The organism is Amycolatopsis rubida (assembly GCF_900115345.1).
GTDB classification, from domain to species: domain Bacteria; phylum Actinomycetota; class Actinomycetes; order Mycobacteriales; family Pseudonocardiaceae; genus Amycolatopsis; species Amycolatopsis rubida.
The window spans coordinates 1573484-1586827 of record NZ_FOWC01000001.1 but is presented as its reverse complement, the minus strand read 5'-3'; the positions used below and the strand labels follow the sequence as shown (position 1 = coordinate 1586827).

Below are 13344 nucleotides of genomic sequence, written 5' to 3'. Positions count from 1 at the left end.
CAGGCACGTGCGCTGGTGAGGGTGGCGCACGGGTCGGGTTCTCGTGAGTGTTTATGCCGGTTCTAACCGGCATAAACACTCACGAGGACAGGAACGCCTCCACCGCGCCGCGATAGGTCTCCGGAGCCTCGGCGTGCGGCAGATGCGCCGCCCCCGCGACGACCACATGCCGCGCACCGGGCACCCGCGCCGCGACCTCGGCTTGCTGACCAGCGGGCATCGCGGTGTGCTCGCCCTCGACCAGCAACAGCGGACAGCGGATACCGTCCACAATGGACCAATAGTCGCGGCGGCCCCATTCGGCGGCGATCTCGTACAGGTTCTCCAGGTCGGCGACCAGGTGATAGCCGTCCTCGCGTTCCTCGACGCATTCGGTGAAGTAGTCGCCCGCTGCGCCGAAGAACTCGCGCACGTGCGCCAGCGATTCGAACGGCACCGGCCAGCTCTCGAAGTAGCCGCGCCAGGTCTCGACGGTGCGTCCGCGCTGGTCCGGCGCGAAATCCTCGCTGACCACCGCACGCACCAGCTCCGGGTGTTTCGCCGCGGTGGCCCACGCGTGCAGTCCACCCATCGAATGCCCGATCAGCACGGACGGACCGACCTCGGCCAGCACGTCCGCGACGTCCTCGGCGAACTGCTCGGTGGTCCACGGGCCCGTGTGCGGCGCACGGCCGTGCCCACGGGCGTCGAGAGCGCGCACCCGGCCGTATCGCTTGAGCCATTGCGCGACCGTCCACCACGTGCGAGCGCGGCCCATCAGCCCGTGCAACAGCAAGATCGACACGCCAGAGCGTTCGTCGCCGCCGAAGTCGATCAGGCCTGGTCGCATTAATCCTCCCGGGTTTTCCCGGCTACATCATCACAAATCTGCCCCTAGGGTGAAGGAATGCGCAGCCGCCAGCCCGCCGTCCTCGCCCTCGCCGGCGTGCTTGCGCTGTCCGCGTGCAGCCCTGCCGAACCCGCCGCACCGCTGCCGCCCATGCATCCGGCACCAGGCGCGAGCAGCGCGGGCGACCCGTATTTCCCGGAAGACGGCAACGGCGGCTACGACGCCCTCGACTACCACGTCGACGTCAGCTACGACCCGCCGAGCGGCCGCCTCGACGGCGACACCACGGTCTCCGCGAAAGCCACCCAAGACCTCAGCCGCTTCGACTTCGACCTGCGCGGGCTGGACGTCGCCTCGGTGGAGATCGACGGGAAACCGGCGAAGTACAGCCGGGAGAAGAACAAACTGGTCGTGGCTCCCGCCGAACCGCTGCGGTCGGGTTCGACGTTCCGGACACGCGTGCGCTATTCGGGTATTCCGGCGAAAACCCCGCACGACGGCGGGTCGGAGAATGGCTGGGCCCGCTCCGAGGACGGCGGCGCGTACCTGGTCGGCGAGCCGCATTCGGCGTCGTTCTGGTATCCGGTCAACGAAACCCCGCGCGACAAAGCGACCTTCACGCTGACCGCGCACGTGCCCACCGGCTGGACGGTCCTGTCCAACGGCCGGGAGCAAGCCACCAGCGCCAAGGACGGCACAACCACCACGACGTGGGCGGATCCGAATCCGGTGGCCAGCTACCTGACCACGATCGCGATCGACAAGTTCACCGTCCAGCGGTCCACGCTCCCGGACGGCACGCCGATCGTTTCCGGCTACGCGCCCGGCGCCGAAGCCCGCGAGGCCACCGGCGACCGGCTGCCGGAGGTGATTTCGTTCCTGGAGAGCAAGTTCGGCACATACCCGCAGAGCGCGGCCGGCGGGATCTACCTCGACGAGGACATCCACTTCTCCCTGGAAACGCAAACCCGTCCCACTTATGCGAAATGGGCGGAAATCCTGACTTTGGTGCACGAGAACGCGCACCAGTGGTTCGGCGATTCGGTGTCGCTCAACTCGTGGGCGGACATCTGCCTGAACGAATGCTTCGCGTCGTACGCGCAGTGGATGTGGGGCGAACGCGAGGGCCAGAACCTGGACGACCGTTACCGCGCGGCCGTCGAGATCACCAAGGGCAGCACGGATTTCTGGGGCCAGAAGCTCGTCGACATGGGGCCGGAGCACCTGTTCGAAGGCGCGTACGACAAAGGCATCCTCGCGGTGCACGCGCTGCGCCGGGAGCTGGGCGAGCCGGGGTTCGAGAAGGTGCTGCACGAATGGGTGGGCCAGCATCGCAACAGCAACGCCACGTGGGCGGACTTCGAGAAACTCGTGTCGAAGGTCGCCGGACGCGATCTGAGCGGATTCCTCGACGACTGGTTCCACGGGTCGAAACTGCCGTCGGACACCGATCTCTACCCAGGCGCGTTGCGGCCGTGACTGCCGAGCAACGACCTGGTCAGGCTGCTGCGAGAGTCGTTCATCTCGGTTAGGGCCGCGCCCAGTTCGGGGTCGCCCACCCGCACTGGTTCGTCGGGCCGAAGCGCCAGCCCGGCGAAGCAGTTCCTTCATGAACGACGCCGTGACGCCTTCCGTCACCTCGACCACGGGCTCAGGTCTGCCGTCAGCTCCAGCTCACGCGAGTACAGCCGGAGCAGCGCTTCGCGTCCGGCAGCGGCACCTCCACCGCCAAGTCGACCGGGCCGGGCCGGTCGGCCAGCGCTTTCTCCAAGCTGCTCGCCCGATTGGCGGTAAGCAGGAAGGTGACATCCGCAGGTCCAGCCCCGTTCCTACCCGACGTAACCCGAACGCGGGGTCGCGTCCGCGTAATCAAACACAGCCCGTCAGGTACCGCACGGTGTGCGTTTTCCCGGTGCCGGGCGGACCGTGCAGCAGCGGGCCGCGCTTCAGATGCTGACCCGCCTCGGCCAGCGCCGGTTCGGCGATGCCGCAAGTGTGCCGTTCGACCGCTTCGACGACGCCCTCCGGCAGCACCACGTCTTCCTTGCCCAGCTCCGGCCGCGGTTCGTCGTTGCAGTGCTCACTCAGGCCGGTCCGGCAGTTCACCTGTCCGTACTGCGGGACCGAGCCGCGCACGCCGACCAGCACCGGGGCACCGTCCGGTGCGACCCTTCGTACCCGCGCAGACCGCCGGCAATGCCGAACCAGTCGGTGCCTACCGGGCCCAAACGCGGGATCGCGGCGGCGCAATCAAACACAGCTGCAGGTCGCGGGCCAATTCGGTGCCAAAAACCTCGTCGTCCCCCGTGTGAGCAGAGTGGCACGAACCGCGAAACCAGGCCAGCTGTCAGTACGCTGGGGGCATGGCAGTGGTCAAGATCAACGCAATCGAGGTCCCCGAAGGCGCCGGCCCGGAGCTGGAGAAGCGCTTCGCCGCGCGGCTGCACTCCGTCGACAACCAGGAGGGGTTCCTCGGCTTCGAGCTGCTCCGCCCGATCGCGGGCGAGACGCGCTACTTCGTGTACACGAAGTGGGAAACCGAGGAGCACTACCAGGCCTGGGCGGGCGGTCCGGCGCGCGAGGCGCACGCGGGCGAGCGCAAGAACCCGGTGTCGACCGGTGCGAACCTGCTGGAATTCGAGGTCGTGCAGGCATCGAAGCCGGGTGAGTGACGAACTCGCCCGCGCCGCCGAGCTGATCCGCGGCGCCGGCGCACTGCTCGTGTGCGCCGGTGCCGGGATGGGCGTCGACTCCGGTCTGCCCGATTTCCGTGGCGGGGAAGGTTTTTGGCGGGCGTATCCGCCGTACGCCGGGCTCGGGCTCCGGTTCGAGGAGCTGGCCGACCCGCAGCATTTCGCCTCGGACCCGGAACTGGCCTGGGGGTTCTACGGGCACCGGCTCGAGCTGTACCGGAAGACGGTGCCGCACCGCGGGTTCGGGCTGCTGCTCGAATGCGGGCTCGCGAAACCTGGCGGCGTGCGGGTCTTCACGTCCAATGTGGACGGACAGTTCCAGGCGGCGGGATTCCCGCACGTCGCCGAGGCACACGGGTCGATCCACCACCTGCAGTGCCTGGCCGGGTGCTCGCGGGAGATCTGGTCGGCCGAGGACATCGCGGTCGAGCTGGACGAGGCGACCATGCGCGCCCGGCCGCCGCTGCCGTCGTGTCCGCGGTGCGGCAGCCTGGCCCGGCCCAACATCCTGATGTTCGGGGATTTCGACTGGGTTTCCGACCGCAGTCAGCAACAGCTGGACGAGCTGGCGACTTGGCGGCGCGCGCACCGCGCCGCGGTGGTGGTCGAAATCGGTGCCGGACAAGCGGTTCCGACCGTCCGGCGGTATTCCGAACTCGCCAGCGCGGCGACGGGTGCGCTGGTCCGGATCAACCCGCGCGAACCGCAGATCCGCCACGGTCGCGGGGTTTCGATCCCCGCTGGCGCACTGGAGACGCTGGTCAAGCTCGGGTGAGTTCCAGCAACGGGAACGGACGACCGTCCGAATCGGTTTCCTGCCTGCCGACCACCTCGAACCCGTGGTGCAGATAGAAACCGACCGCCCTCGGGTTCTGCTCGTTCACGTCCAGAGTGAGCCCCGGGAACCGGTCCAGCGCCGCACGCAGCAACGCCGACCCGACCCCGCGACCGCGGAAATCGTCGTGCACGAACAGCATTTCCAGCTTTTCCTCGGCGATCCCGGAGAAACCCGCCAGGATTCCGTCGACCTCCGCCACGGTCACGTCCACTTGCGGGAAGTAGACCGGGACGCGCGTGGCGTAGTACTCGACGTCCGCCGGTGCCAGGAAATGGTGCGTCGCCTCGACGGCACTGCGCCAGATCTCCAGCAGCCGCGGGTACTCGGCTTCCCCGCGGCTCGGCCGCAAGGTCGTCATGGCAGTTGCACCTCCGCGTAAACCGCCCGGTGATCGCTTCCGGGCACATCGAACACTTGATAGTCCCGGATCGCGACCCGGCGGTCCACCAGCACGTGGTCCAGCGGCACGAGCGGAACCGCCGACGTCGACCAGGTCGGGACGAGACCGTCGCCGCGCGCCTCCGCCGCGTCGACGTATCCGCGGGACAGCACCGTCCGCAGTGCGGCATGGTCGAGAGTCGCGTTGAAATCGCCTGCCACGACACGCAGGCCGTGCTCGCCGATCGCGCGCGACAGGTCCCGCGTCTCCCGCTCCCACTGGTAGTACCCGGAGTCCGGCGAACGCGGATGCGCGGCCACGATCTCCACCGTCGTCCCACCGCCGAGATCGGCCGCCGCACCGGGCTGTTTCTGGGCCGAATCGCCGGTGTAGTCCTCTTCGGTGAGCGGATAGCGCGACACGATGCCGGAACCGTCCACCCCGGACGCCGGGTGCATGACCCGGTACGGCAGCGTCTGGAACAGCCCGGCTTTCTCCAGCCCGGACATCGCGGCGGGCGTCATCTCCACCAGGTTCAGCACGTCGATCCGCTGCTCCCGGACCAGCCGCACGAGTGCCGCCGGATCGGCCTGGCCCAGGTAAAGGTTCGCTGCCAGCACGCGCACCGTCTTGCCGTGCGCCACGGGCTGGTCGTCGGACGTCACCCGCGGCGCGACGTACACCGCCAGCAGCGCGGACAGCGCGAGCGCGACACCGCCGACCCACCAGCGCCGCAGCACCAGCGCGAGCCCGGCGAGCAGCACGCCGTAGATGACGACGTACGGGGTCAGCGCCAGCAGCGCGGTCAGGTACCAGCTGCTGCCGTCCCAGCCGATCGTGCGCAGCACAGCCACCGCCAGCAGCGGCAGTCCGACCAGCACGAGCAGGCCCGTGACCAGCCGGGTCCGCGTCCGCGCCGCCATCACCATGATCCCGAGTATGCCGGGCAGGCACTGACAGGTCCGTGTCAGCGCCGTGTGCGCGGCTTGCCAGCGCCTCCGTCCACTGTGTGCTGGAGCGACACAGGAGGAGGCATCATGTCGCACGCGATCCAGGCCGAGGGCCTGGTCAAGCATTTCGGGGAGACGAAGGCGCTGGACGGGGTGGACCTCGAGGTCCCGTTCGGGAAGGTGGTCGGGGTGCTCGGGCCGAACGGCGCGGGCAAGACAACCGCGGTCCGCATCCTGGCGACCCTGCTGAGACCGGACGCGGGACACGCCACGGTCGGGGGTTACGACGTGGTCCGCGACCCGGTCCGGGTACGCGGGCTGATCGGGCTCACCGGGCAGTACGCGTCGGTGGACGAGGACCTGAGCGGCACCGAGAACCTGGTGCTGATCGGGAAGCTGCTGAACCTGTCCCGGGCCGACGCGCGGGCGCGGGCGGCGGAACTGCTGGAGCGGTTCGAGCTGACCGACGCGGCCAAGCGGCCGATCCGGACGTATTCCGGCGGCATGCGGCGCAGGCTCGACCTGGCGGCGAGCCTCGTCGGCCGCCCCGCCGTGCTGTACCTGGACGAGCCGACCACCGGACTCGACCCGCACGCGCGCAACGAGGTGTGGACGGTGGTCCGCAGCCTCGTCGCCGAAGGCGCGACCGTGCTGCTCACCACGCAGTACCTGGAGGAGGCCGACCAGCTGGCCGACCGGATCACCGTGTTCGACCACGGCCACGTGGTCGCCGACGGCCGTGCCGACGAGCTGAAGCGGCGGGTCGGCGGGCAGACGCTGCAGGTGCGGCCGACGTCGCTGCGCGACCTCGACGAGGTCGACCGCATCCTGGCCGAACTCACCGGCGTCCGCCCGGTCCGCGACGACGCGACCGGACTGCTGACCGCACCGGTGTCCGACCCGGTGCTGCTGTCCACGCTGGTGCGCCGGCTCGACACGGCGGGCATCACCTCCGACGAACTGGCGCTGCGGCTGCCCAGCCTCGACGAGGTGTTCCTCGCGCTGACCGGGCATGGCGCCGAAGAGCCGAAGCCGGAGCGCGAACTCGAAGGGAGCCGGTCGTGACCACCGCAACCGCCGTGGCGGCCCCGCCCCGGCACATCAGCCCGGTCCAGGGCGCGAAGCACGCGTTTTCGCTTGCCTGGCGGGGAATCCTGAAGATCCGCAAGAATCCGGAACAGCTGGCCGACGTCACGCTGATGCCGATCATCTTCCTGCTGATGTTCACCTACCTGTTCGGCAACGCGCTGAGCGGTTCGATCGAGAACTATCTGCAGGCGCTCGTGCCGGGCCTGATCGTGATGAACATCCTGCAGGCCTCGCTGACCGTCGGCACGGCGCTCAACACCGACATCACGAAGGGCGTCTTCGACCGCTTCCGAGCCATGCCGATCGCCCGTTCCGCGCCCTTGGTGGGCGCGGTGCTGGCGGACCTCGTGCGGTACGTGGTGTGCCTGACGGTGCTGCTGATCGTGGCGACCGTGATGGGCTTCCGGGTGCAGACCGGTCCCGGGGAGTTCGTCCTCGCGGTCCTGCTGGCGATCGCGTTCGGCCTGTGCTTCTGCTGGGGTTCGGTGTTCGTCGGGATGCTGATGAAATCCCCTGGCGCGGCGCAGGGCCTGATGTTCGTCTTCATCATGCCGCTGACGTTCGGCAGCAACGTGTTCCTCCCGACTGCCACGATGCCGGGCTGGCTCAAGGCATGGGCGGACATCAGCCCGGTGAGCCTGATGTCCGACGTGATGCGCGGCCTGCTCAACGGTGGCGTCGCGTACGGCGGCTCCCTGCTGGGCGCACTGGCGTGGATGGCCGGTGCGGTCGTGGTGTTCTTCCCGCTCGCGACGTGGGCCTACCGCAAGCGGGTCTGAGGGCGTCCGGCACGGGGGTGTGGGCGCTGTGGTGAGTGTCTGTGTCCGGGTTCCACAGCTGGGCACAGACACTCACCTTGTTGTCGCTTGAGTTTCCCGCCTTGTTGCCGGATTCGATGCCGATGAGCGGGCGAGCAGTGCGGTCGGGGTGTGTCCGAGGTGTGCGCACAGTTCGGCAGAGGTGGGCCTGATCGGCGAACCGGAGGTCGGCGGCAAGGATGGCCAAGCTGGGTTCACCTGCCTCCAGCCGGTCCAGCACGCGCACGGTTGCGGTACCGGGTCAGCGACACTCCCAGCTCGCGGGTGAAGGCGCGGCTGAGCCGGTAAGGAGAGAAGCCCAGCAGGGCAGCGAGGGGAATCAGGCCGGCCGCGGCTGGATGATCGTCGCCGATCGCGGCGCGGGCTTGAGCTGTCAATGCCCGGTCGCCTGCCCGTCCGCCGTCCGGGGCGACTGTGGCCACGACCTGCCGGACCACCACGGCTACCAGGCCGAGCAGCCCTTCGGTCGCCGCGTACTCGGGGTCCGCGGCGCGAGCAGCCGGCGATGGGCGAGGTCGAGCGTGCCGCGATGAGCGGTCCAACAGCGGTGCGTCGCCGGCCACGGTGCGCCAGAGCGCGGGGGTCAGGGTGATCGAGGTGCACCGGTCGCCGCCAGCGGGATGGGCGAAGTGCTCCTCTTCGCCGGACATCCCGAGGTAACCGACGTGGTCGAGGTCCGCGCAAACACCGCGGGCCCGGCGACGGAACCCGCCGCAGCGCACGAGCACGAGCCGCACGTCCTCGCGCGGCGGCTCAGCCGACCAGCCGCGGTGATCGTCTCGGCAGTCCACCGCCCCGACTGCGAACTCCGGGCGAGTGGCGAGGTCGACGGAGGAAAGCACCCCGGAGGCTACGCGGCGGGTCCGACAGTTCCGGCAAGAATCTTCAAGACCCGCAGGTCGGTGCCGGACAGACTGCTGCGCCGGTACACCCATCGGCACAGCACGAAAAACGAAGCAGGAGACATGGCGTCCATCCGCGAAGAAACAGTGATCGAGTCCAGCGCCGACGACGTGTGGGAGGTGATCGGCGACTTCGCCGCGGGTCCCCGGCGGATGGTGCCGGGAACGGCGGGTCGATGTTGACCACGACACCCGCCGGGTGGTCTACGCGGTCGTCGGCGGCGACGTCCGGCCCGAACACGACAACGCCTCCATGCAGGTCCTGGCCGACAGCGAACAGCGGTGCCGGCTGTTGTGGACCCGCGACGTGCTCCCCGACGACCTGGCCGCGCCGATGAGCAAAACGATGCCGGCCGGCATGGCGGTGATCAAGCGGGCCCTCGATCACCTCCGCGATCCGCCGCCGGGGTCACGCGGGTGAGGTTCCCGTGAGATGGCCGGTCAACCGCTCCCAGTTGCCCGATCCGATGGCGGTCTTCTCTTCGTCGGTAAAGGGCGCGTTCTCCAGAAACGACCGCGCGGCACCACCGCTTGTGTCCAGGTAAGGAAAACCGCCCGGCCGGGTGCCGAAGGTGTAGGGATAGTCGGTCGAGTACAGCATCCGCTCGGTCCCGACGACCTCCGCCGTCCAGCGCAGATATCGTTCGCTGACCGTCCCGCTGCCCGCGATCCAGAAGTTCTGCCGGAAGTAGTCGGCCAGCGGCTGCCGAAGCCCGGCCATTTCTCGCAGGATGCCGACGTGGTCCAGGTAGAACAAGACCACCTCGCCCCAGTGTCCGGCGATCACCTGCAGTCCGGGGTGCCGGTCGAAAACGCCGGAGAAGATCATCCGCAGGTATTGCACGCCCAGGTCGTAGTACCAGCCGAGCCCGGCGGTCGCCAGTGCCGCGCCGACGCCGTTGGGCAAGCCCGAGTAGTACGCGTCCTGCACCGCCCGCACCGGGGCTTGGGGATGGAAGTGCAGCGGGGCGCGAAGTCGTGCGGCGGTTTCGTAGAGGTCGTCGAACTCCGGGGCGTCGGCCAGTTTGCCGCCGGTGCGGCCGTACAGCATCGCGCCGCGGAAACCCAGGCTGATCGCGCGTTCCAGTTCCTCGACGGCGGCTTCGGGCGAGGACGTCGGGAGCGTGGCGAAGGCCTGGAATCGCGTCGGATTGGCGGCGACTGTCTCGGCGAGGGCGTCATTGGCCTCGCGCGCGACGGGCACGGCGTCAGCGGCCGGAAGGTTCTGCACGCCAGGGGTCGGCAGGGACAGCACCGCGACGTCGATGCCCTGTTCGTCCATGTCGGCGAGACGTCCGTCGCCGACATCGCGCAGGCGCCGGGTGACCGGGTGGTCGTCGGGATAGCCGTGCGGCTGGAGCCCCGCCTTCGCCCACGCCGCGCGCAGGACGGGCAGGACCACGTGTTCTTCCAGGGCGACGATACGCATGACAGCTCCTCCGTGTTTCCAGTGATACCCAATGGAGCGTATCACCGGAAACATCAGCGGAAGCAGGATTTAGTTATCGTCGATAACAGCCAGCTAGGTTGCGCGGTGTGCGGCGGATTCGCGGTCCGGCAGCGAGGCCGCGCACCACCGCTGCTGAGAAAACCTCACTCAACCGAACGTTCCGCCCGGACGGCCTCGATCGCCTCCGCCCGGTCCAGCTGCGAGGTTTCGGCCACGAGCGCCTCGTACCGTTCCGCGCCCAGCTCCCCGGTCAGGTTCTCGATGAGCTCCCGGACCTCCGGGCTCCCCAGATCGAACCGGCCGCGCACCACCGCGCTCAGCGCCAGCAGCCGCGCGGACGGCTCCAGCCGTCCCTGCTGGTACCGGATCCGCGCCAGCAGCTCGACCACGCCCGCCAGATCCGGCATGTCGAACCGCCCGGCCGCCTGTTCGATCACCGCGAACACCGCGGGTTCCGCATCGTCTGGACGGCCTTCGGCCAGCAGCAACCCGGCTTCGACGGCACCGAGCCATTCCGCCTCGAAACCTTCCGGCGTCGGCCAGTCCGCGCGCGCGGACTTCATTTCCCGGAACACCTCGCGCGCCTCGGCGACGTTGTGCTCGCGGATCAGCAACTCAGCGCGGCCGAGCAACACGATGAGGCGCAACCCGTTGTTGCCGCCGGAAGCCGCGTAGCGTTCCGCGGCTTCCATGTCCCGCCAGGCACCCTCTTGGTCACCAGCCCGCGAGCGCTCCACCGCCAGCCGCCACCACTGCTGCACGATGTCGTCCCTTGAGCGCAGCTCCATCACCAGCCGCAGGCCCTCGGTGTATCCGGCGATCGCCGCCTCGTGGTCACCGGACTGCGACAGCGCCGCGGCTCGGAAACCATGCGTCATGCCGAGGCCCCAGCGGTCGCCGACCTCGGCAAAGCCTTGGTGTGCGAGCTCTCGCGCCCGGTCCGCACCCTCGAGGTCGCCCATGTCGCCGAGGACGAAGCTCTCCGCCCAGCGCCCGGCGGCGCGGCTCCAGACGTCGTCCCGTTCGACGGCCCGGCGGATCTCGCGCTTCGCCAGTTCGCGTTCGCCGTTGAGATAAGCCACTATCGGCAGCCCCACCCACAACCACGGATTCCGTTCCGCCGCACCGGTCCTTATGCATTCTTCGACCAGTTCGGGGACGTCCGACTCCTCGTGCGGACCGGACATGGCCAGCATCAGCACCTGGCTCAACCGCAGGCTCGCCGCCACGTCCGGCGGCAGCTGGACGCCCAGTTCCAGCACCTCGTCGACGAACAGCGCGGCCCGCTCGTTCTGGCCGACGATGTTGAGATACCAGAACAATCCGAACAGCAGCCGGGCCGCCGATTCCGCGGATCCGGATTCGATCGCCGCCCGCAGCGCGGAGGTGAAGTTGTCGCTGTCGTGCTCGTAGACGTCGATCGCCTGGAGCTGGCCCCGCCCGCGCAGCAAGGGTTCGTTGCGGTACGCCAGTTCCGCGTAATAGGCGACCATCGCGGTCCGCATCCGCTCCCGCTCGCCGGATTCGACGAGCCGCTCGGTCGCGTAGGCGCGCAAGGTCTCCAGCAGGCGGTAGCGCAGGCCCACTACGTCCACAATGGACTTCTCCACCAGCGAACCCAGGACGTACACGATCTCTTCCGCCGGCAGTTCCTCGTCCGCGCAGACGTTTTCCACCGCCTCCTCGGAAAAACTCGCCGCGAACACCGCGAGCCTGCGGGCGAGCCGGACCTCCGCGTCGCTGAGCAGATCCCAGCTCCACTCCACCACCGCGCGCAGGGTGCGCTGGCGCGGCAACGCCGTCCGGCTGCCGGAGGTGAGCAAGCGGAACCGGTCGTCGAGGCGTTCGGCGATCTGTTCGGCGGTCATCGACCGCAGCCGCGCGGCGGCCAGTTCGAGCGCCAGCGGCATTCCGTCGAGCCGTTGGCAGATCTGCCGTACCGCGTCCACTGTGGACTCGTCGAGCCGGAACCCCGGCCGTACCGCCGTCGCGCGGTCCAGGAACAAGCGGACGGAATCGAGGGTGCCGATGTCCGAGGGCGGCGCGGCTTCGTCCGGCACCGGAAGCGGGCCGAGCGGGCACAACGCCTCCCCGGTGATCGCCAACGGCTCACGGCTCGTGGCGAGCACGCGCAACTCCGGCAGCCGGCGCAGCAAATTCTCGGCCAGCTCCGCGGCGGTGTCCACGAGGTGTTCGCAGTTGTCCAGCACCAGCAACGCTTCCGTGCCCCCGAGTGCCTCCACCGCGTGCTCGAACGGATCGACCTGCCGACGCCGCGCGTCGGTCTCCGTCGTCCGGAGGTCGCGAACCTCCAACGCGTTCAGCAGCGCGGCCAACACGTCCTCGGCATCCCGCACACCGGCCAGCGGCACGAACCACACCAGGCCGCGCGAGTGCGCCGGATGCCGTGAAGCCGCTTCCGTCGCGAGCCGCGTCTTGCCAGCCCCGCCTGGGCCGACGAGCGTGACCAGCCGGGATCCTTCGAGCAGCTCGGCTAGCAGCTTCAGCTCGTCGGTACGGCCGATGAAGCTGGTCAGCCGCTGCGGCAACCGGTCGACCACCGCCGCGACCGGCGTGTACTCGCCGCGCAGGGCACGCAGATGCACTTCCTGCAGCTCCGCCGACGGGTCAACGCCCAATTCGTCGGCCAGCGTCGTTCGGATCGCGGAGTACGCGGCGAGCGCGTCGGCCTGCCTCCCGGCAGCGGAAAGCGCACGGATTCGCAAGCCAGCCAACCGTTCCCGCAGCGGATGCGCCTGCGCGGTCGCGGTGAGTTCCGCGAGCACGTCCGCATGCCGCCCCAGCCGCAGCTCGGCTTCGAACCAGTCCTCAGCGGTCTCCGTGCGCCGCTCCTCCAGCAGCGTCGCGGGCGCGGCGGCGAACGGCGCGTCCAGCACGTCCGCGAGCGCCGATCCGCGCCACAACGCCAGCGCGGCAGCAAGCGATTCGGCGGCAGTGCCGTCCCGGCCAGCGGCAAGTTCGCGACGCCCCTCGGCGGACAGCTGCTCGAACCGGTGCAGATCCACCGCTTCCGGCGGCACCGCGAGCCGGTAACCGCCGTTGACCGACTCTAGCTCGGCTCCCGCGGGCCGCAGCACGCGACGCAGCCGCGAGACGAGCGACTGGAGTGCGTTGGCCGCGTCAGCCGGGGGCTCAGCGCCCCACAGACCGTCGATCAGCGCCTCGGCGGGGACCGCACGACCGGCGTCGAGCGCGAGCCGGGAAAGGAGCATACGGAGGCGGGCTCCGCCGATATCGATCGGCGTGCCGTCCTCCCCCTCCGCTCGCAGCGGGCCAAGCAGCGCGACGCGCATGAGGTCCAGCTTTCCAGACAAGGTCCAGCTCGTGTCGGGGCCCGACGTAAGTGTGGACTTTCGGGACAAACTGCCGCCAAAG

At 69.3% G+C, this 13344-nt stretch carries 13 protein-coding genes; 6 read left to right on the top strand and 7 right to left on the bottom strand.

Going from position 1 to position 13344, the window contains the following annotated elements:
• Positions 1-79: 79 nt before the first annotated feature.
• A complete protein-coding gene (locus BM362_RS07805; RefSeq protein ID WP_198545176.1) occupies positions 80-829 on the bottom strand; it encodes an alpha/beta fold hydrolase in 750 nt (249 codons plus the stop codon).
• Positions 830-886: 57 nt separating this feature from the next.
• Here BM362_RS07805 and BM362_RS07800 point away from each other — a divergent pair, with 57 nt between their 5' ends.
• On the top strand, positions 887-2308 hold the full coding sequence (locus BM362_RS07800; protein WP_093572570.1) for a M1 family metallopeptidase: 1422 nt from the start codon (positions 887-889) through the stop codon (positions 2306-2308).
• 390 nt (positions 2309-2698) lie between these two features.
• On the opposite strand, the gene BM362_RS48120 is transcribed toward BM362_RS07800, so the two are convergent.
• Complete coding sequence (locus tag BM362_RS48120; RefSeq protein WP_093572569.1) at positions 2699-2977, bottom strand: P-loop NTPase family protein; 279 nt, start codon at positions 2975-2977, stop codon at positions 2699-2701.
• Between the two features lie 215 nt (positions 2978-3192).
• On the opposite strand from BM362_RS48120, the gene BM362_RS07785 reads away from it, so the two are divergent.
• Together BM362_RS07785 and BM362_RS07780 are read left to right on the top strand one after the other, a co-directional pair.
• Positions 3193-3501, top strand: a complete 309-nt coding sequence (locus BM362_RS07785; RefSeq protein WP_067576852.1) for an antibiotic biosynthesis monooxygenase family protein — start codon at positions 3193-3195, stop codon at positions 3499-3501.
• Entirely contained in the window at positions 3494-4297 is an 804-nt protein-coding gene (locus BM362_RS07780; RefSeq protein ID WP_067576854.1) for an SIR2 family NAD-dependent protein deacylase, read from the top strand. Before BM362_RS07785 ends, BM362_RS07780 begins: the two co-directional genes overlap by 8 nt.
• On the opposite strand, the gene BM362_RS07775 is transcribed toward BM362_RS07780, so the two are convergent.
• Positions 4284-4718 (bottom strand): GNAT family N-acetyltransferase, encoded by a 435-nt coding sequence (locus BM362_RS07775; RefSeq protein ID WP_093572568.1) that lies wholly within the window; start codon positions 4716-4718, stop codon positions 4284-4286. The genes BM362_RS07780 and BM362_RS07775 overlap by 14 nt on opposite strands.
• Positions 4715-5668, bottom strand: a complete 954-nt coding sequence (locus BM362_RS07770; protein WP_067576858.1) for an endonuclease/exonuclease/phosphatase family protein — start codon at positions 5666-5668, stop codon at positions 4715-4717. Before BM362_RS07770 ends, BM362_RS07775 begins: the two co-directional genes overlap by 4 nt.
• A 108-nt stretch (positions 5669-5776) precedes the next feature.
• Between BM362_RS07770 and BM362_RS07765 the strand changes: the two genes are divergently transcribed.
• Together BM362_RS07765 and BM362_RS07760 are read left to right on the top strand one after the other, a co-directional pair.
• Positions 5777-6754 carry an ATP-binding cassette domain-containing protein gene (locus tag BM362_RS07765; RefSeq protein ID WP_067576860.1) on the top strand — a complete coding sequence of 326 codons (978 nt, stop codon included), beginning with the start codon at positions 5777-5779 and terminating at the stop codon, positions 6752-6754.
• Positions 6751-7557: an ABC transporter permease gene (locus BM362_RS07760; protein WP_067576862.1), complete on the top strand. Its 807-nt coding sequence runs from the start codon at positions 6751-6753 to the stop codon at positions 7555-7557. Before BM362_RS07765 ends, BM362_RS07760 begins: the two co-directional genes overlap by 4 nt.
• A gap of 233 nt (positions 7558-7790) precedes the next feature.
• Here BM362_RS07760 and BM362_RS07755 read toward each other — a convergent pair whose 3' ends face one another.
• Complete coding sequence (locus tag BM362_RS07755) at positions 7791-8438, bottom strand: helix-turn-helix domain-containing protein (protein WP_244287063.1); 648 nt, start codon at positions 8436-8438, stop codon at positions 7791-7793.
• Between the two features lie 259 nt (positions 8439-8697).
• On the opposite strand from BM362_RS07755, the gene BM362_RS48745 reads away from it, so the two are divergent.
• Complete coding sequence (locus BM362_RS48745; protein WP_244287062.1) at positions 8698-8919, top strand: SRPBCC family protein; 222 nt, start codon at positions 8698-8700, stop codon at positions 8917-8919.
• Here BM362_RS48745 and BM362_RS07745 read toward each other — a convergent pair.
• Both BM362_RS07745 and BM362_RS07740 read right to left on the bottom strand, forming a co-directional pair.
• Positions 8908-9927 carry an amidohydrolase family protein gene (locus BM362_RS07745; RefSeq protein WP_067576866.1) on the bottom strand — a complete coding sequence of 340 codons (1020 nt, stop codon included), beginning with the start codon at positions 9925-9927 and terminating at the stop codon, positions 8908-8910. The two genes, BM362_RS48745 and BM362_RS07745, sit on opposite strands and share 12 nt — an antisense overlap.
• Positions 9928-10091: 164 nt before the next feature.
• The gene (locus BM362_RS07740; protein ID WP_093572567.1) at positions 10092-13262 is read right to left on the bottom strand and encodes an AfsR/SARP family transcriptional regulator; all 3171 of its coding nucleotides are present in this window, start codon (positions 13260-13262) and stop codon (positions 10092-10094) included.
• Positions 13263-13344: the final 82 nt, after the last annotated feature.